The sequence below is a fragment of the Cyanobium sp. FACHB-13342 genome, from assembly GCF_014697415.1.
Classification (GTDB): domain Bacteria; phylum Cyanobacteriota; class Cyanobacteriia; order PCC-6307; family Cyanobiaceae; genus Cyanobium_A.
Genome location: NZ_JACJRT010000011.1, coordinates 67,367 through 83,708 on the forward strand (window position 1 = coordinate 67,367; position 16,342 = coordinate 83,708).

Genomic DNA, 16,342 nt, shown 5'->3' on the forward strand with positions numbered 1-16,342 from the left:
CACCGTTGTTGGTGCGATCGGCACCGGCAGCGCGGCAACCTGCTCAGGCGCCCCAAGAGCTGGTGATCGGCCAGTCGGCCCCGTTCAGCGGGCCCTCCGCCCAAACGGCCAGGGACTACCAGGAAGGCTTGCTCGCCTGGTTTGCCGACGTGAACCGGCGCGGGGGGATCCACGGCCGGCGGTTGCGCCTGGTGAGCCTGGATGACCGCTACGACCCGAAACTCACCCTGCGCAACACACGCCAGCTGGTGGAACAACAGCAGGCCATCGCCCTGATCGGCTACTTCGGCACGGCCAACTCCAAGGCCGTTCTTCCCTTGGTGGAGAGGGTGGGCATCCCCTACGTGGCGCCGCGCACCGGGGCAAAGGCCGTGCTGAAACCCTTTCGTCCGATGGTGTTCAACCTGCGGGCCAGCTACCAGGCCGAGATCGATCGGGTGATCGACCAACTGGTGCGCGATGGCCGCCACCAGGTGGCGGTGGTGCACATCACCGATGCCTACGGAGAAGACGGTCTGCGCTCCAGCCAGGTGGCCCTGGCCCGCCATGGCCTGCGGCCGGTGGCGATTGCCGGGGTCCAGCGCAACTCGACCAACACGGACGCCGCGGCTCGAAAGGTGCTGGCCGCCCAGGCCAATGCCGTGCTGGTGATCGCCACCTTCACCACCTCCGCCTCCCTGACGCGCGACCTGTCCCGACTCGGCAGCAGGGCCCAACTGATGAACCTCTCGCCGGTCGGGATCGAGGGCTTGCAAGATGCCTTGCCCGGGGGCCAGGCCAATGGCATCGGCATCTCCCAGGTGGTTCCCTTCCCCTGGAACCGGAGGGTCCCACTGGTGGCCCAGTACCAGCAGCTGATGCAGCGGCAGCAAGGGGAGGCCCGCTACGGCTACACGAGCCTGGAGGGGTTCCTGGCTGCCCGCTGGCTCACCGCCGCCCTGGACAAAGCTGGACCCGACCCCAGTCGCGCCAAGGTGGTGGGGGCCTTCCGCAGCCTGAAGTCCCTCGACCTGGGCGGCTTCAAGGTGCAGCTCGGGCCGGGCGACAACCAGGCCAGTGATCTGGTGGAGCTCACCTTTCTCGGTTCCCAACGCTGGGGGCCCTGAGTTCCCACCCTTGGGCAGGCGGATCGCGTTTCTAGAGTCTGTCGATCGTCCGGCTGCCGTGCCCGTGACCATCGCCGATGCCGCCAGCAGGCCGCGCTACGACCCTGGCCGGGATCTGAGCTGGCTGCTGCTGCGCCCGTGGGTGCTGGTGAGTCGTCTGCTGGTGGTGCTCTGGCAGCTCGGCAGCCTGGCCCTGGTGCTGGTGGTGCAGGGCAACAGCACCAGCACCGAGGTGCAGCAACAGCTGGGGCGCCGCATCCTCACCACCCTCACCGCCCTCGGCCCCTGCTTCATCAAGGTGGGCCAGGCCCTCTCCACCCGCCCCGACCTGGTGCGGCGCGACTGGCTCGAACAGCTCACCCAGCTGCAGGACAACCTGCCCCCCTTCCCCCACGCCATCGCCCTGGCCACGATCGAGCGGGAGTTGGGCGCTCCGGCCGATCAGCTCTTCGAGCAGTTCCCCGACTACCCCGTGGCTGCCGCCAGCCTGGGGCAGGTGTACAAGGCCCAGCTCGCCGATGGCCACTGGGTGGCCGTGAAGGTGCAGCGTCCCAACCTGCCCACGATTCTGCGGCGGGATCTGGTGATCATCCGGCTGCTGGGGGTGCTCACGGCCCCGTTCCTGCCGCTCAACCTGGGCTTCGGGCTGGGCGACATCATCGATGAATTCGGCTCCACCCTGTTTGAGGAGATCGACTACCGGCTCGAGGCCAACAACGCCGAGCGGTTCGCCGATCTGTTCGCTGCCCAGCCGGAGGTGACGGTGCCCCGGGTGGAGCGGCTGCTCTCCAGCGAACACGTGCTCACCACCCAGTGGATCAATGGCACGAAGCTGCAGGAACGCCAGGCCCTGGAGGCCCGCAACCTGGATCCGGCTGCCCTGATCCGCACTGGGGTGATCGCGGGCCTGCAGCAACTGCTGGAATTTGGCTACTTCCACGCCGATCCCCACCCCGGCAACCTGTTTGCCCTCTCCGGCAAAACCGGGGCCCTGGGCCACGTGGCCTACGTGGATTTCGGGATGATGGATTCGATCAGCGACAGCGATCGCCTCACCCTCACCGGGGCCGTGGTGCACCTGATCAACCGGGATTTCCGCTCCCTCGCCAGGGACTTTGTGACCCTGGGATTCCTCAATCCCAAGGCCGATCTGGACCCGATCGTGCCCGCCCTGGAAGAAGTGCTGGGGGGGGCCCTGGGGGACAACGTGGGCTCCTTCAACTTCAAGGCGATCACCGATCGCTTTTCGGAGTTGATGTATGCCTACCCCTTCCGGGTGCCGGCCCGCTTCGCCCTGATCATCCGGGCCGTGGTGAGCCAGGAGGGCCTGGCCCTGCGACTGGATCCCAGCTTCAAGATCATCAACGTGGCCTATCCCTACGTGGCCCGCCGGCTGCTGGCCGGGGACACCAGCGAGATGCGCGACAAGCTGCTCGAGGTGCTGTTCGATCGGGAGGGTCGACTGCGGATCGAACGGCTGGAAAACCTGCTGGCCGTGGTGGAGAACGACAGCACCAGCCCGAACCTGCTGCCGGTGGCTGGGGCGGGCCTGAAATTGCTGCTGGGGCCAGGGGGCAGCAGCCTGCGGCAGCGGCTGCTGCTCACGCTGGTGCAGGGCGATCGGCTCCACACCGACGACCTGCGCGCCCTCCTGAACCTGATGGGTCGCACCTTCAGCCCCCGCAAACTCGTGGGTGGCATGCTCTCCCGGCTGTCGCCACTGGCGGCCTGAGCCTTCAAATCACCTGGGGAATCGTGATCCAGCAGAAGGTGATGGCGGCTCCTCCCAGGAGCACCACCACCAAGGGCCAGGTGTCATCGAGGCGATGCAGGTGACGCTGGAGGGCCTCCTTGGCAACAGGATCCTCCATCGTTTCCATGACGGCGTAGCGACGGCCAATCCAAAGCACCAACACAAAGGCCGCCAAGGTGACCACATAGGCCACCACATACACCTGATCCAAAAAGGTGAGGAAGGGCAGATTCGGCAGTTGGTCGCGATAGGTCTGCTGTAGGAAAACCAGGGTCAACAGCACGGTGACCGGGATACTCGCGCGGGCATCCTGTTCATCTGGACGCACCTTGAACACCAGCAACACCATCGTCATCAGCACGGCCAAGGGCAGCAGCAGCCGCCAGAAGGACGACCAGGAGGAGGTGCCGTAGGAGATCTCAAATAGAATCTGGCTGTAGTCGTTTTCCTCCCCACCCAGGCCGAAGTTGGTGGCGTAGTGGTGGCGGTATTCGGCGATCGACCAGCCCGTGTTGAGCCAGCCGATGATGCGGGCATAGAGGCCCATGCCGCTGTTGCGGATTTCGGGAATCAGGCGGAGATTGCGATAGCCCAGTTGACCATCCACATCATTGGCCTCAATCACCAGCGGCAGGCTGATGGTCATGAAGGGATAGTGACGGAAACTGGCCCGATCGACGTAGTAACGGCCGATGTAGGTAAAAAGCTGGTAATAACTGCCATCAGCCAATTTGATCGGGCCCGCGCCCACCGGAGCGAGACTTGAATCCTTATCTGAAAGCAGCGTGTTCAAGACAATGAAGAAACTGGAGATATCACCCCCACGACTCTCCACATAGCGCTGCATGGGCTCCTCCCAGCGCAGCCACACATAGCCACTGCTGGAATAGCTGGGCACCGTGAGATCGAGCTCGTAATTGCTGGTGGAGTACACCCCCACCTGCACCTTGTAGGGAGCCTGCTCCAACTCGGCGCGATCGACCCGCTCCTCCCCAGCGCTGAGTTGATCGCCCCGCATGGCGCTCCAGACGCCGATGGGGGGCTTCTCGCCCAGGGGCAGGGTGGTGAGGGCGCGCGAGGCCGAAGACAGGCGCAGGGCATCCCGGCTCTGCACCGGACTCACGTCAATGCGGCTGATCCCAAGAATGGCCAGGATGGCAGCCAGAACAACGGCCACCATCGCCAAAACGTTCCACGGCCTTTGCCTGCGCTGCCCCATGCCAAGCCGCTGCTGTGCCCCGAAGTTAAAGCTGAACAGCGGGCATCAGCCAGGGGCGGCGATGGGTGTGCTCGGACTCACCCTGGCCCTGGCACTCCCGGCTCTCCCCGCCCTGGGCGCCGCCGATCCCCAACCCCGCCCCAAACCCACGCCGGCGCCACTGGTGCTGGGCCAGTCAGCCCCCTTCAGCGGCCCCTCCGCCCTGCTCGGGCAGGAATATCGAGACGGGGCCCTGGCCTACTTCGCCGAGGTGAATCGCCGGGGCGGCATCCATGGCAAGCGGCTGAAGCTGGTCAGCCTCGACGACCGCTACGAGCCACCCCTGACCCTGCGCAACACCCGGCAGCTGATCGAGCGCGACAAGGTGTTCGCCCTGTTCGGCTATGTGGGGACCCCCACCGTCAAAGCGGTACTGCCCCTGGTGGAGAGCGCCAAGATCCCGCTGATCGCCCCCCTCACCGGGGCCCAGCTGCTGCGCCAGCCCCACCGGCCGATGGTGTTCAACCTGCGCGCCAGCTACCACCAGGAAATGGACCGGATGGTGAATGACCTGGTGCGCAGCGGTCGCCATCGAATCGCCGTGGTTGTTCAAAATGATGCCTTCGGCCAGGACGGGCTCAAAGGCGCCCTCAAGGCCCTGAAGCGTCACGGCCTCAAGCCGGTGGCCACAGCGAGGGTGGAGCGCAACTCCACCCAGACGGGTGGGGCCGTGCGCACGGTGCAGCAGGCCAATGCCAACGCCGTGTTGATCGTGGCCGCCTACCCCAGCTCCGCCTCCTTCAGCCGCGACATGCACCGGCAGGGCAGCACCGCCCAGCTGATGAATGTGTCCTTTGTGGGCACGAGCGCCCTGAGGGCCTCCCTGCAGAGCCACGAAGCCAGCGGCATCGGCGTGGCCCAGGTGGTGCCCTTCCCCTGGAATGAGCGGGTGCCGGTGGTGCGCGAATACCAGCAGCTGATGCGGCGCCAACAGGCCAAACCGCACTTCGGCTTCTCCAGCCTGGAGGGCTTTCTGGCCGCCAAGATGACGGTGGAGGGCCTGCGCCGGGCGGGGCCTTCCCCAACCCGCCAGCGGTTTGTGACAGCCCTGGAAACGATGGGCAATGTCGACCTCGGCGGGTACCGGGTGCAACTGGGCCCCAACGACCACAACGGCAGCCATTACGTGGATCTCACCTTTCTGGGCTCCCAGCGCTGGGAGCCCTGAGGGCCTAGGGTCTCGGCCACCCCAACCCATGCTGCCGATGGCCAGCCTGCCGCCCGATCTGCCACCCGACCTGGCCGAGGGCTGGATGTTTGGCGACCTGGATTCCAGCGACATCCTGCTGGAATACGCCCAAATCATGCAGCCGCCCTACCTGGTGGCGGGTGTGGGCTTGGCGATCGGCGTGCTCTGCGGCCTCACCTTCGCCAAGCTGGTGCAGAACCGGCTGGAAGGCTGGAAACAGGATCGCCTGGCCCTGCTGCCCCTGGGCACCCTGGCCATCACCCTGCCCTACATCGGCGTGGTACTCGGCATCACCCTGTTCATCGGCGGCAGCCTGCAGGTGTTTGGCTTCTCCGCCGGGGTGGCCTTGCTGGTGTCCTTTGTGCTGTCCATCGCCACGGCCGGAGCCCTGTGGGTTCAGCTGGAGCGACTGATGGGTCAGGTGGAAGATGGAACCTTCAGCGCCGTTGATTTCGACAACTTCGACCAGTTCTTCTGAACCCATGCCCAGATTCTTTCGGATCGGCATCTTTACGGGGGTCGTAGGGCTGGTGGTGGCCACCGGGCTTGTCTTTTCCCTGGCCGCGCTGCGGATGGCCAAGGTGGGGGAAAACATCCTCAGGGGCCAGGCCAGTTTTGCCGAAGAACTGGAAATGATTGGAACGGTCGACCTCCTATTGCTTGGGATTGGTATTTTGATTATTGCCGCTGGCATGATCAGCCTGACCATGCGAAACATCCCGATGCCTCGGGGGCTGCGGTTTCACGACCTCCATCAACTCAAGAGCACCTTTTCCAGCTTTTTGATTCTGATCATGGCCATTCTCTACCTGGAGAGCATGGCTTCCCTCAAGCAGATGGAGTTGAGCACCAAAAGCCAACCGGAAGCCCTGCTCTATGGAGGGCTTGGCTTTCTGGCGGTCACCATTGGCTTGGTGATCTTCCAGCGGAGCGGCCACCACCGCCCCCCACACGCCCCCCATCCATCCACCCACGAACAGGGCTGAGCCCATGGCCCCATCCACCCCCAAAAACTCCGGCAGCGGACCCGCCGACCTGCTGCGCGATCGCCTCACCCATGGCAGGGGCCGGCTTGCCGTGATCGCCGCCACCACAGGGGTGTGGATGATGGATTTGCTGTTGGTACACCACCTCAAAAACCGGGACGTCATTACCCCCAATCTCGGCACTTTGGTGCACAACATCGATCTCATCGGCACGATTGCGTTCATCGCCGTGACGCTGGGTCTCACCATTAGCCTGTTTCGCGGCCAAAAGCGCGAGCTGTTTCGCTGGGCCCTGGCCTATCTGCTGTTTTCGATGGTGCAGGTGATCACCAACGTGCTCTCGATGGTGGCCAGTGCGGGCAGTCAAAGGGGAGGAGGGCTTGGCGGACTCTGGGACGTGGCCGCCGTTTACATGGAAAGCGTGCTGGTGTTCATGTTCGTGTACATCTTCCTGGATGTGAGCACCCCGGGCGGGGCGTTTGTCTGGCCCAGCCGTGAAGGTGAAGATCCGCCTGAGCCCCACATCATCGACTACCTGTTCATTTCACTGAACGTCAACTCCACCTACGGCCCCACCTCCGAAGCGGTGATGTCACGGCGGGCCAAGCTGGTGATGGCGTTGCAGGTGTTATTGGCGATCTTGATGCTCACCGTGCTGATCGCCCGCTCCGTGAGCTCCACCAGCTGAGTTCGCCCTTTCACAGGGTCTCAAGTGCAGGCTCAGGCCGCCAGATAGCCCTCGAGCATGGCGGCCTGGGCCCGCACCCCCTCAAGGGCCTTGCGCTCCAGGTTGCGCGTCTTGTCGCGGCTCATGCCCAGGTGCTTGGCAATGGCGCTGAGGCTCATGGGCTCGGACTCACCGGGGGCCTGCTCGCAGGGGATGCCGTAGCGCATCTTCAGCACCCGACCCTGCAGCTCCGGCAGCTGCTCCAGCAGTGCCCGCAGGTCGCCCTTCAGGCACTCCCCATCCACCCGCTCCTCCGGCAGCTCCCCATCCCCCGCCAGCAGGTCCAACAGTTCGGTGTCATCCCCATCGCCCACCTTCGTCTCCAGGCTCACCGGCTGGCGCGCCCGGCACAGCAGGTCCTTCACCTCCTCCTCGGGGAGCTCCACCGCTTCCGCCAGTTCCGTCACCGTGGGCGTGCGGCCCAGCAGTTGGCTCAGTTCCCGCTGACCCTTCTTGAGCTTGTTCAGCGTTTCGGTGATGTGGATCGGCAGCCGGATCGTGCGGCTCTTCTCCGCAATCGCCCGCGTGATCCCCTGGCGAATCCACCAGTACGCATAGGTACTGAACTTGTAGCCCCGCGTCGGGTCGAACTTCTCCACCCCCCGCACCAAACCAATGGTCCCCTCCTGGATCAGGTCCAGCAGCTCCATGTTCCGCCGCGTGTACTTCTTGGCCACGCTCACCACCAGCCGCAGGTTCGCCGCCACCATCCGCTCCTTGGCTCGCCGCCCCGCCTGCAGACGCTTTTTCAGCAAGGGCGCGCTCAGGCCCGCCGCCTGGGCCAGTTCCGCCTGGCTCGGCTTGCTCCCCATCCGGCTCTCCAGCTCTCCCTCGAGCTCTTCGAGCGCCACCAGCTCCTGCACCTGACGCCCCAGCGTGATCTCCTGCTCGTGCGTCAGCAGCGGCACCCGGCCGATGTCCCGCAGGTAACTGCGCACCAGGTCGCCGCCACCCTGGGCCGAGGAGCCGTCCGAACCTGAGCTGGAGCCGAGAACGGGCAGGGCAGGCATGGCAGCCGGAATTACGAAACGCTTTTGTTTCGCAAACCTACCATCCTTTTCCAGGAGGCAGCATGGGGGACATGGCCCTTGAACGGCTCCAGAAACTGATGGCCGCCGCCGGGCTGTGCTCCCGACGCCAGGCCGAAACCCTGTTGCGGCAGGGGCTGGTGCAGGTGAACGGCGCCGTCGCCCAGCTGGGGGATCGGGCCGACCCCGCCCACGACCGGATCAGCGTGCGGGGCCAGCCCCTGGCCAGCCGGCCGGAGCCCCTGCTGCTGCTGCTCAACAAACCGGCTGGGGTGGTCTGCAGCTGCCATGACCCCGAGGGGCGCCCCACCGTGCTCGACCTGCTGCCGGCCGAGCTGCGCGACGGCTGCGGGCTGCACCCGGTGGGCCGACTGGACGCGGAAAGCCGCGGCGCCCTGCTGCTCAGCAACCAGGGCGACCTGACCCTGCGGCTCACCCACCCCCGCTACGGCCACCGCAAGACCTACCGGGTATGGGTGCAGGGCCGGCCCGATGGCCCAACCCTGAGCCGGTGGGCCGCCGGCGTGCCCCTCGACGGCCGGGCCAGCCAACCGGTGGGGCTGCAGGTGCGGCGGCGCACACCCCAAACCACGGAACTGGAACTGGAGATGGGGGAGGGACGCAACCGGCAGATCCGGCGCACCGCAGCCCTGCTCGGCCATCCGGTGCGGGATCTGCAGCGGCTGGCGATCGGCCCCCTGCCGTTGGGGGATCTGCCCGAGGGTCGCTGGCGGCGCCTCGATCGCCAAGAATGGCAAGCACTGACAACCCAGCCCTGACCCGCCCCCCCCAGCTGCCACCCAAGCGCCCCCAGGGCCGGCTCGGCCGCTGGTGGCGCCGGGCCCCCCTGCCGGAGCCCGTGAGCGCCCAGCAGCCGCCTGCCGATCCCCTGCTGGCGGCGGGGCAACGGCTGCGGCAACGGCGCGAGGAGCGGGGGCTGAGCCTGCGGCAGCTGGCCCTCGACACCCGCATCAGCACGGCGGTGCTGGAAGCCCTGGAACGGGGCTGGCGCGACCGGCTGCCCGAGGCCACCTATCTGCGCACCATGCTGCCGTTGATCGAGCGGCACCTGGAGCTGCCCTCCGGCTGCCTCGAGTCGGTGTTGCCCGACAACGACCGGCTGCCCCAGAGCCAACGGCGGGAGCCACTGCTGCGCCGGTTCACACCGGGGTCGATCGATGTGTTCACCACCTGGCAGGGCACGTTGCTGTACGGCCTGCTCACCGTGGGGCTGATCTACGCCGTGAATCTGCAGCAGCAACATCTGGCGGCCCAGGGCCTGCTGGCCCTGCGGCCGATCCCGCCCCTGCCGGCCCAGGAGCAGGCCAAGCCGCCGCGGCCCGAGCAGGCCCTGCTGACCCTCTATCCCGATCTGCGGCCCCTCGAGCTGGCGGCCCGGGGCCAGGGACTCGGCCAACTGCGGCGGGCACCGGCCGCCCAGCCGCTGCGCTCGGGGGTGCTGGAGCTGCAGCTGGCCCAGCCCAGCCAGCTCAGCCTCGACAGCGCCAGCGGCGTGCGCACCAACCTGCGTAGCGCCAGCGGCAGCCTCAGCCTGCCCCTCACCGGCCGCTTCCAGCTGGAGGTTGAGCCCCCTCCCCGCCCCGGCGACCGGGTGAGCTGGAACGGCACGGCCCTGAAGCCCGTCCAGGGCAAGCCCGGCACGTTCAGCCAGCCCTAACGGGCAGCTTTAACGAGGAGCCCTGCCGTAGCGGGCAGCCATGGTGCCGTAGCCCTGCAGGGCCCCATCGAGGGCGGCGACGGGCTGGTCGAGGCGCCAGGTCCAGTTGCCGGAGCTGGTGCCGGGGGTGTTGAAGCGGGCCCGATCATCGAGCTCCAGCAGGTCCTGCAGGGGCACCACCGCCAGGTCGGCGGAACTGGCCAGGGCCAGCTCCAGCAGCTGCCAGGCCGGGGACGTGATCGGCGCCCCCACCGCCTCCGCCACCCGCCGGCGACCTGCCGCATCGAGGCTCTGCCACCAGCCCACGCTGGTGGCGTTGTCGTGGGTGCCGGTATACACCACCCAACGGGGGCCGCGGATGTTGGCGGGCAGGTAGGGGTTGGTGGGATCGCCGTCGAAGGCGAACTGGAGGATCTTCATGCCCGGCAGGCGAAAGCCATCGCGCAGGGCCTCCACCGCGGGGGTGATCACGCCGAGGTCTTCGGCGATCAGGGGCAGCTTCAGCCCCCGCCGCAGCCACAGCAGGGTGAGCAGGGGCCAGCCCGGAAACCAGCGCCAGCGGCCGTGTTCGGCGGTGGGGGCATCGCCGGGCACGCTCCAGAAGGCCTGCAGGGCGCGGAAGTGGTCGAGCCGCAGCAGATCGAGCAGGGCAAACTGACGCCCCAGCCGGTTGAGCCACCAGCGGAAGCCGCTGAGCAGGTGCAGGGGCCAGCGGTAAACAGGCGTGCCCCAGAGCTGGCCGGTGGCCGAGAAGTAGTCGGGCGGCACGCCGCTCTGGGCCGTGAGGCTGCCATCGGCGCGCAGGGAAAACAGGGCCCGGTGGGCCCACACATCGGCGCTGTCATGGGCCACATAGAAGGGGAGATCGCCCAGCAGCTGCACACCCACCCGCTGGGCCTGCTGCCGCAGCTGCTGCCACTGACACTCGAGCTGCCACTGGAGCAGCTCCTCCTGCAACAGCCAGTCGGCCCGCTCGCTGGCCAGGCGGCGCAAGACCGGACGCTGCCGGCGGGCCAGGGGCGCCGGCCAGAGCCACCAGGGCTGGCCGTCCTGGAGACGGCGGATCACCATGAACAGGGCGTGGTCGGGCAGCCAGCCGCGCTGGCGGCGGCGCCAGCGGCCAAAGGCACGCTGCTGCTCCTGCGGCTGGGCCGGCCAGCGGCGGGCCAGGGCCTCGCCGAGGGCGCGGCTGCGGGCCGGCATGGCGGCCAGATCCAGGGGGCCGGAGCGGTCAGCGGCTCCGGGCAGGGCGTCCCGGTCGGAAGCCTGCAGGAAACCCTGCTGCACCAGCAGCTCCGCATCCAGCAGCCAGGGGTTGAGGGCCGAACCGCTGGGGGAGCTGTAGGGCGATCCGGTGCCGTCGGTGGGGGCCAGGGGCAGCAGCTGCCACACGCCGATGCCATGGCGGCCGAGCAGCGCCAGCCAGTCGTGGGCGGCCTGGCCGAAGCCGCCGCAGCCGCCAGGGCCCGGCAGCGCGGTGGGGTGGAGCAGGACGCCGGCCCGTCTCACGAGGCGGGCAGCCGGTAACGGCTAATGATCTTCTGGGCAAAGGCGGGGATGTGGGCGTCCACCTTCTCGGGGTGATTCCGCCGAAGCCACAGGGCGTTGCGGGTGAAGTGGGAATCGATCGAGAAGCGGCCGTATTCCAGACCCTTGGGGCCAAAGCGCCCCACCACGCAGCCAATCAGATTGGCCAGCCACAGGGGCAGCTTCACCGCCTTGTCGTAGGCCTCAATGCCCTGCTGCACCGCCGCCAGGCGGTTGCCACCGCTGGTGACAGGTGCCACGTCGAGCTCGCTCTCCACCAGGTCGAGCAGCACCTGACCCTTCGGGTTGCGCACGGTGAGCCACTGGCGCCCGAACGTCGCCCCCATGTAGCCCACCACCAGATCGGCACCGGCATTGGTGTAGTCGAAGCAGCTCAGACAGCTCGGGGCGAACACGTCCTTGAGCTTCGGGGTGTCGAGCCCGAAGAAGGGCACCGTTTCCTCGCGGCCGTCGCTGTGGCGGAAGTGGATGCGGAAGTCCTGCATGAACTCGTAGTGCACCACCGTCTCCGGGGAGCTCACCGTGCTCTCCAGGAAGGTCTGCAGACCCTGCCGCGACACGTTGTCGACGCAGGGCAGCCCCAGGACATACAGCTCCTCGAGGGGCAGGGTGGGCTGCACCGCCCGCAGGGCCTGGATCTGGCAGCCCACACCGATGGCGAGCAGGCGGCGGATGCCGCTGCCGGGCAACTGCTCGAGCACCTCCAGGTTGGGCGACAGGGTGGGCTTGTTCACCCGGGCGCTGAGCACCTCCTCGGGGGTGCGGGCCAGCCGCGGCACGGGCGTGAAGCGATCGTCGTCGCTCTGGCCCACGCACAGCACCGCATCCACCAAGCCCGTTTCCAGGGCGCGCACACCGAGGCGGCTGACGATCCCCGTCCACTGGGCGCCCTCGATCGGCTGGGCCAGGCGGGCGGTGAGCATGCGCTGCTGCACGCCGAAGTAGAGCTCGTCGTCGTTGTCGAGGTCGCGGCTGCGGCCATGGGCTGCGGTTTCCATCGCCTCAAAGCGCTGGTTCAGGAAGGCGCAGCTGTCCTTGACGTAGGCCACCCAGCGGCTGTCACACAGACCGCATTGGCTGCAGAGATCCTTGGCGGGATAGACGCTGCCCTTGGCCAGGGGCCGGGCTTTGTCGTGGGGCGCCTGCCCTTGGGGAGCACTGGCAGCCATCTACGGAGTCCCCTCGCCACATCAGCAGGGGCTCAACCTATCGGGTGCCGGCCGCAGGGGTGGGCCAAAGTGGATTGCCGCCCCAGCTCGAATGGTCCGACGTCCCGCCCCGCCCAAGCTCCGCCGGGGGCCCGCCCTGGTGAGGGCGCTGGCGGCCATCGTGGGCGGGGTGGCCGGTCTGGGGCTGCTGGGCCTGCTCTGGCCCGAGCCCGACCGCGCCATCCAGCCGGTGCAGCAACTCACCCCGGCCGACCTGGCCAAACCCCCCAGCCGCAGCATCACCCTGCTGGTGATCGGCCTGGACAGCGACCGTCCCGGGGATCGGCTGAACAGGGCCGCCCCACCGGGTCCGGCCAACGTCGATGCCCTGCTGCTGGTGCGGGTCAACCCCCAGGGGCCCCTGCAGGTGCTCACCCTGCCCACCAACCTGGCCGTGCAGTTGCCGGGCCAGACCAAGCCCGTCGGCCTGGGCCGCCTCTACCGGCTGGGCGGGCCGGCGCTCCTGGCTGATGCGGTGCGCAACCTGCTGGAGCTCGACTCCGGCCAACCGGAGCGCTACCTGGTGATGGGACGATCCACCCTGCGCAGCCTGGTGGATGGCCTGGGCAGCGTTTCCGCCAACCCCACCTTGGCCCTGCGGTACAACGACCGCAGCCAGTCGTTCTCGATCAACCTGCAGGGCGGCCTGCAACGGCTAACGGGCAGCCAGGTGGAACAGCTGGCGCGCTACCGGGACCCCGCCCGGCCGGAGGACAGCCGGCAGGAGAACCAGCAACTGGTGCTGCGCAGCCTGTTGCGGGAGATGGCCCTGCCGGAGCAACTCGGCCAGCTCTCCGGGCTGGTGAAGTCGCTCAACGCCGGCGTGGTGACCAACCTGAGCCAATCGGAAACCCTGAGCCTGCTGGCCGCCGGCCTCAGCCACGGCGAAACGGTGCAGTTCAGCCGGGTGCCCCTGGCACCCGCCAGCGCCAACGTGCCCCTGCGCCAGATCGCCAGCACCGCCCCCGAGCCCCTCTGGCCGGCTCCGCCCACGGCCAACTGAACTCAGGCGTCGACGATCTGACGCCAGCGGAGTTCCAGGGCCCGGGCCAACTGGCCCCGCTCGGCCCCGTCTAGCTCGGCGCCCTCTGGAGGGAGCCAGCCCAGCCAGGGCAGGCCGTCAGCGCGGCGGGCCTCCCTATCCCAGCTCCCGCCCCATTGCACCAGCCCCGCCAGGGGCACCTGCCACTGGAGCAGCAGGGCCACCATCGCCGCCGGCAGGCCGCTGTGGAGCTGGTCACCCGCCAGCAGCAGCAGCACGGGCTGGCGCCAGGCCCCCAGGGCTTCGGCCCAGTGGCCAACCCCGGGCAGGGGCAAGCCCGGATCCAGGGGCAGGGGCACCAGGCCCGGTCCCTGCTGGGCCAGGGGGGCAAGGGCCAGCTGGGGCACCCGATCAGCCAGGGGCCCACACCAGGGCAGGCCCAGGGCGGACGCCAGTGGCGGCCCGGCCTGCTGCTGCAGGGCAATCACGGCAGCGGCCGGACCGGCGGCCACCAGCACCAGGGGGCGCGGCATTCCAAGCCTGGAAAGCGTCATGGATGTTTGCACTAGGGGGGCGGGCTCGCTTCTACGATCAGGTTTCAGCCGACGCGTCCGCGCCCGCCGTGACCAGTTTCCTGACCGCTGATCGCGTGGCGCCCCAGGGCAGCGCGACCCAGTCGACTCACGACACCCGCCGGCTGCGCCTGTTCAGTGGCACCTCGAACCAGGCCCTGGCCAGGGAAATCGGCGCCTACCTGGGGGTGCCCGACGGCCCGCGGGTGATCAAGCGCTTTGCCGACGGCGAGCTCTACATCCAGATCCAGGAATCGATTCGCGGCTGCGATGTGTTCCTGATCCAGCCCACCTGCGCTCCGGTGAACGATCACCTGATGGAGCTGCTGATCATGGTGGACGCCTGCAAGCGGGCCTCCGCCCGCCAGATCACCGCCGTGATCCCCTATTACGGCTACGCCCGCGCCGACCGCAAGACGGCGGGGCGCGAATCGATCACGGCCAAGTTGGTGGCCAACCTGCTGGCCAAGAGCGGGGTGGATCGGGTGCTGGCCATGGACCTGCACTCGGCCCAGATCCAGGGCTACTTCGACATCCCCTGCGACCACATCTACGGCTCGCCGGTGCTGGTGGACTACCTGCGCACCCGCGACCTGGGCGAGGTGGTGGTGGTGTCGCCGGACGTGGGCGGTGTGGCGCGGGCGCGGGCCTTCGCCAAGCAGATGAACGATGCCCCCCTGGCCATCATCGACAAGCGCCGCTCCGGCCACAACGTGGCCGAAAGCCTCACGGTGATCGGCGATGTGGCCGGCAAGACGGCCATCCTGATCGATGACATGATCGACACCGGCGGCACCATCTGCGCCGGGGCCCGCCTGCTGCGCCAGCGCGGCGCCACCCGGGTGCTGGCCTGCGCCACCCACGCGGTGTTTTCTCCGCCGGCGGTTGAGCGGCTGTCGGAACCGGGCCTGTTTGAGGAGGTGCTCGTCACCAACAGCATTCCCCGCAGCGACGACGGCCGCTTCCCCCAGCTGCAGGTGTTGTCGGTAGCCAACATGCTCGGCGAAGCCATCTGGCGCATCCACGAGGAGAGCTCGGTGAGCTCGATGTTCCGCCGCTGAGCCCCTTGCGCCGCCCCCCTGCCCGGTTGCGCCGCGGCGCCCGGCTCAAGGCCTTCCTGCCCGCGGCGGTGAGCCTGCTGGTCACCCTGCCTTGGGCCCTCTCGGCCGCCGCCGCCGGGCCCCTGCCGGGCCAGCCGCCCCCGCGCCGCATTGGCGTGTGGCTCACCAACAGCCCCAGCCCCCTCTACTACGACCCGGCCCGCATTGACCGGGCCGTGAACGAGCTGGCCGACGCCGGCTTCAACACCCTCTACCCCAACGTGTGGAGTCGGGGGGCCACCTTCCACCGGTCCCGCCATGCCCCGCTGGAGCCGGCCCTGGAGCAGGCCAACCCCAACCTCGATCCGATCTGCCGCTTCACCCAGGCCGCCCACCGGCGCGGGCTGCAGGTGATCCCCTGGTTTGAGTACGGGCTGATGGAGCCCGCGGATGCCGCGGTGGTGCGGCAGCACCCGGAGTGGGTGCTGCAACGGCGCGATGGCAGCAGCACGATGGCCATGCACGGCAAGCCGATGGTGTGGCTCAACCCGGCCCATCCCGGCGTGCGGGAGCGGTTCCTGGGGTTGATCAGCGAGATCGTGCAGCGCTGCAGCGTCGACGGCATCCAGCTCGACGACCACTTCGCCTGGCCGGTGGAACTGGGCTACGACCCCTTCAGCCGCGCCCGTTACCTCCAGGACACCGGCCGCGAGCCCCCCGAGGACCACACCGACCGGGCCTGGATGCGCTGGCGGCGCCAGCAGCTCACCGGGCTGCTGCGGGAGCTGCGGGGGCAGCTCAAGCGACTGGATGCCCCGGCGGGGTCGGTGCCGAAGCGCACGGTGATCAGCCTCTCGCCCGGACCCTTCCGCTTTGCCTACAACCACTGGCTCCAGGACTGGGAGCTCTGGGCCCTGGGCGAGCTGATCGACGACCTGGTGGTGCAGAACTACGCCTACTCGGTGCAGGGCTTCGAGAAAGACCTCAACCAGCCCGCCCTGGTGAAGGCGCGCAGCTGGGGCATGCCCGTGGAGATCGGCATCCTGGCGGGCTTCGGCGGCCGCACGCCCCCCATGGCCACCCTGGCCCAGAAGACCCAGTTGGCGGCCAGCAAGGGCCACGGCGTGATCTATTTCTACTGGGAAGGCCTGTGGGGGCTGCACGCCGGGCCGGAGGGCGCGGCCTACCGCCAGGCCGCCTTCCGCCAGCTGCACCAGAGCCTGAATGGCCCCCTGCGCCCGCCGCCGCCCCTGCCCCTGCGCTGAGG

At 68.4% G+C, this 16,342-nt stretch carries 16 protein-coding genes; 11 read left to right on the forward strand and 5 right to left on the reverse strand.

All coding sequences use genetic code 11. The features are described 5' to 3' along the window. The first annotated feature begins 62 nt into the window (after window positions 1–62). Both H6G16_RS09620 and H6G16_RS09625 read left to right on the forward strand, forming a co-directional pair. Window positions 63–1,106 carry an ABC transporter substrate-binding protein gene (locus H6G16_RS09620; RefSeq protein WP_190390105.1) on the forward strand — a complete coding sequence of 348 codons (1,044 nt, stop codon included), beginning with the start codon at window positions 63–65 and terminating at the stop codon, window positions 1,104–1,106. 64 nt (window positions 1,107–1,170) lie between these two features. Further along, the gene (locus tag H6G16_RS09625) at window positions 1,171–2,838 is read left to right on the forward strand and encodes an AarF/ABC1/UbiB kinase family protein (protein WP_347238851.1); all 1,668 of its coding nucleotides are present in this window, start codon (window positions 1,171–1,173) and stop codon (window positions 2,836–2,838) included. 4 nt (window positions 2,839–2,842) lie between these two features. Here the strand turns inward: H6G16_RS09625 and H6G16_RS09630 are convergent, their stop codons facing one another. Beyond that, the gene (locus tag H6G16_RS09630; RefSeq protein WP_242036337.1) at window positions 2,843–4,039 is read right to left on the reverse strand and encodes a hypothetical protein; all 1,197 of its coding nucleotides are present in this window, start codon (window positions 4,037–4,039) and stop codon (window positions 2,843–2,845) included. 100 nt (window positions 4,040–4,139) lie between these two features. On the opposite strand from H6G16_RS09630, the gene H6G16_RS09635 reads away from it, so the two are divergent. From H6G16_RS09635 to H6G16_RS09650, 4 genes are read left to right on the forward strand one after another with little or no spacing between them, the layout of a single operon-like run. Continuing rightward, on the forward strand, window positions 4,140–5,285 hold the full coding sequence (locus H6G16_RS09635; RefSeq protein ID WP_190390107.1) for an ABC transporter substrate-binding protein: 1,146 nt from the start codon (window positions 4,140–4,142) through the stop codon (window positions 5,283–5,285). Between the two features lie 37 nt (window positions 5,286–5,322). Continuing rightward, window positions 5,323–5,784 (forward strand): hypothetical protein, encoded by a 462-nt coding sequence (locus tag H6G16_RS09640; RefSeq protein ID WP_242036338.1) that lies wholly within the window; start codon window positions 5,323–5,325, stop codon window positions 5,782–5,784. A 4-nt stretch (window positions 5,785–5,788) separates the two neighbouring features. Further along, window positions 5,789–6,292 (forward strand): YqhA family protein, encoded by a 504-nt coding sequence (locus H6G16_RS09645; RefSeq protein WP_190390108.1) that lies wholly within the window; start codon window positions 5,789–5,791, stop codon window positions 6,290–6,292. Between the two features lie 4 nt (window positions 6,293–6,296). Next, window positions 6,297–6,980, forward strand: coding sequence for a hypothetical protein (locus tag H6G16_RS09650; protein WP_190390109.1), 684 nt, complete (start codon window positions 6,297–6,299; stop codon window positions 6,978–6,980). A 32-nt stretch (window positions 6,981–7,012) separates the two neighbouring features. Here H6G16_RS09650 and H6G16_RS09655 read toward each other — a convergent pair whose 3' ends face one another. After that, window positions 7,013–8,029 (reverse strand): RpoD/SigA family RNA polymerase sigma factor, encoded by a 1,017-nt coding sequence (locus H6G16_RS09655; RefSeq protein WP_190390110.1) that lies wholly within the window; start codon window positions 8,027–8,029, stop codon window positions 7,013–7,015. Between the two features lie 71 nt (window positions 8,030–8,100). On the opposite strand from H6G16_RS09655, the gene H6G16_RS09660 reads away from it, so the two are divergent. Beyond that, on the forward strand, window positions 8,101–8,826 hold the full coding sequence (locus H6G16_RS09660; protein ID WP_190390111.1) for a pseudouridine synthase: 726 nt from the start codon (window positions 8,101–8,103) through the stop codon (window positions 8,824–8,826). After that, complete coding sequence (locus H6G16_RS09665; RefSeq protein WP_190390112.1) at window positions 8,799–9,725, forward strand: helix-turn-helix domain-containing protein; 927 nt, start codon at window positions 8,799–8,801, stop codon at window positions 9,723–9,725. The genes H6G16_RS09660 and H6G16_RS09665 overlap by 28 nt, the downstream gene beginning before the upstream one ends. A 9-nt stretch (window positions 9,726–9,734) precedes the next feature. Here H6G16_RS09665 and malQ read toward each other — a convergent pair whose 3' ends face one another. Together malQ and H6G16_RS09675 are read right to left on the reverse strand one after the other, a co-directional pair. Continuing rightward, window positions 9,735–11,234 carry a 4-alpha-glucanotransferase gene (malQ, locus tag H6G16_RS09670; RefSeq protein ID WP_190390113.1) on the reverse strand — a complete coding sequence of 500 codons (1,500 nt, stop codon included), beginning with the start codon at window positions 11,232–11,234 and terminating at the stop codon, window positions 9,735–9,737. Next, on the reverse strand, window positions 11,231–12,442 hold the full coding sequence (locus H6G16_RS09675; protein WP_190390114.1) for a Coenzyme F420 hydrogenase/dehydrogenase, beta subunit C-terminal domain: 1,212 nt from the start codon (window positions 12,440–12,442) through the stop codon (window positions 11,231–11,233). The genes malQ and H6G16_RS09675 overlap by 4 nt, the downstream gene beginning before the upstream one ends. A 91-nt stretch (window positions 12,443–12,533) precedes the next feature. Between H6G16_RS09675 and H6G16_RS09680 the strand changes: the two genes are divergently transcribed. Beyond that, window positions 12,534–13,484, forward strand: coding sequence for an LCP family protein (locus H6G16_RS09680; RefSeq protein ID WP_190390115.1), 951 nt, complete (start codon window positions 12,534–12,536; stop codon window positions 13,482–13,484). Between the two features lie 2 nt (window positions 13,485–13,486). Here the strand turns inward: H6G16_RS09680 and H6G16_RS09685 are convergent, their stop codons facing one another. Continuing rightward, complete coding sequence (locus H6G16_RS09685; RefSeq protein ID WP_190390116.1) at window positions 13,487–13,996, reverse strand: hypothetical protein; 510 nt, start codon at window positions 13,994–13,996, stop codon at window positions 13,487–13,489. 89 nt (window positions 13,997–14,085) lie between these two features. Between H6G16_RS09685 and H6G16_RS09690 the strand changes: the two genes are divergently transcribed. Together H6G16_RS09690 and H6G16_RS09695 are read left to right on the forward strand one after the other, a co-directional pair. Further along, window positions 14,086–15,096, forward strand: a complete 1,011-nt coding sequence (locus H6G16_RS09690) for a ribose-phosphate pyrophosphokinase (RefSeq protein ID WP_190390117.1) — start codon at window positions 14,086–14,088, stop codon at window positions 15,094–15,096. A 5-nt stretch (window positions 15,097–15,101) separates the two neighbouring features. Then, window positions 15,102–16,340 (forward strand): family 10 glycosylhydrolase, encoded by a 1,239-nt coding sequence (locus tag H6G16_RS09695; RefSeq protein WP_242036340.1) that lies wholly within the window; start codon window positions 15,102–15,104, stop codon window positions 16,338–16,340. The last annotated feature ends 2 nt before the right edge of the window (window positions 16,341–16,342 follow it).

Excerpts from the sequence above, each read along its gene's own strand:
- H6G16_RS09630 (WP_242036337.1), bottom strand. The coding sequence starts at position 4,039 with ATGGTGGCCGTTGTTCTGGCTGCCATCCTGGCCATTCTTGGGATCAGC.
- H6G16_RS09635 (WP_190390107.1), top strand. The coding sequence starts at position 4,140 with ATGGGTGTGCTCGGACTCACCCTGGCCCTGGCACTCCCGGCTCTCCCC.
- H6G16_RS09640 (WP_242036338.1), top strand. The coding sequence starts at position 5,323 with ATGGCCAGCCTGCCGCCCGATCTGCCACCCGACCTGGCCGAGGGCTGG.
- H6G16_RS09645 (WP_190390108.1), top strand. The coding sequence starts at position 5,789 with ATGCCCAGATTCTTTCGGATCGGCATCTTTACGGGGGTCGTAGGGCTG.
- H6G16_RS09650 (WP_190390109.1), top strand. The coding sequence starts at position 6,297 with ATGGCCCCATCCACCCCCAAAAACTCCGGCAGCGGACCCGCCGACCTG.
- H6G16_RS09655 (WP_190390110.1), bottom strand. The coding sequence starts at position 8,029 with ATGCCTGCCCTGCCCGTTCTCGGCTCCAGCTCAGGTTCGGACGGCTCC.
- H6G16_RS09660 (WP_190390111.1), top strand. The coding sequence starts at position 8,101 with ATGGCCCTTGAACGGCTCCAGAAACTGATGGCCGCCGCCGGGCTGTGC.
- H6G16_RS09665 (WP_190390112.1), top strand. The coding sequence starts at position 8,799 with ATGGCAAGCACTGACAACCCAGCCCTGACCCGCCCCCCCCAGCTGCCA.
- H6G16_RS09675 (WP_190390114.1), bottom strand. The coding sequence starts at position 12,442 with ATGGCTGCCAGTGCTCCCCAAGGGCAGGCGCCCCACGACAAAGCCCGG.
- H6G16_RS09680 (WP_190390115.1), top strand. The coding sequence starts at position 12,534 with ATGGTCCGACGTCCCGCCCCGCCCAAGCTCCGCCGGGGGCCCGCCCTG.
- H6G16_RS09685 (WP_190390116.1), bottom strand. The coding sequence starts at position 13,996 with ATGCCGCGCCCCCTGGTGCTGGTGGCCGCCGGTCCGGCCGCTGCCGTG.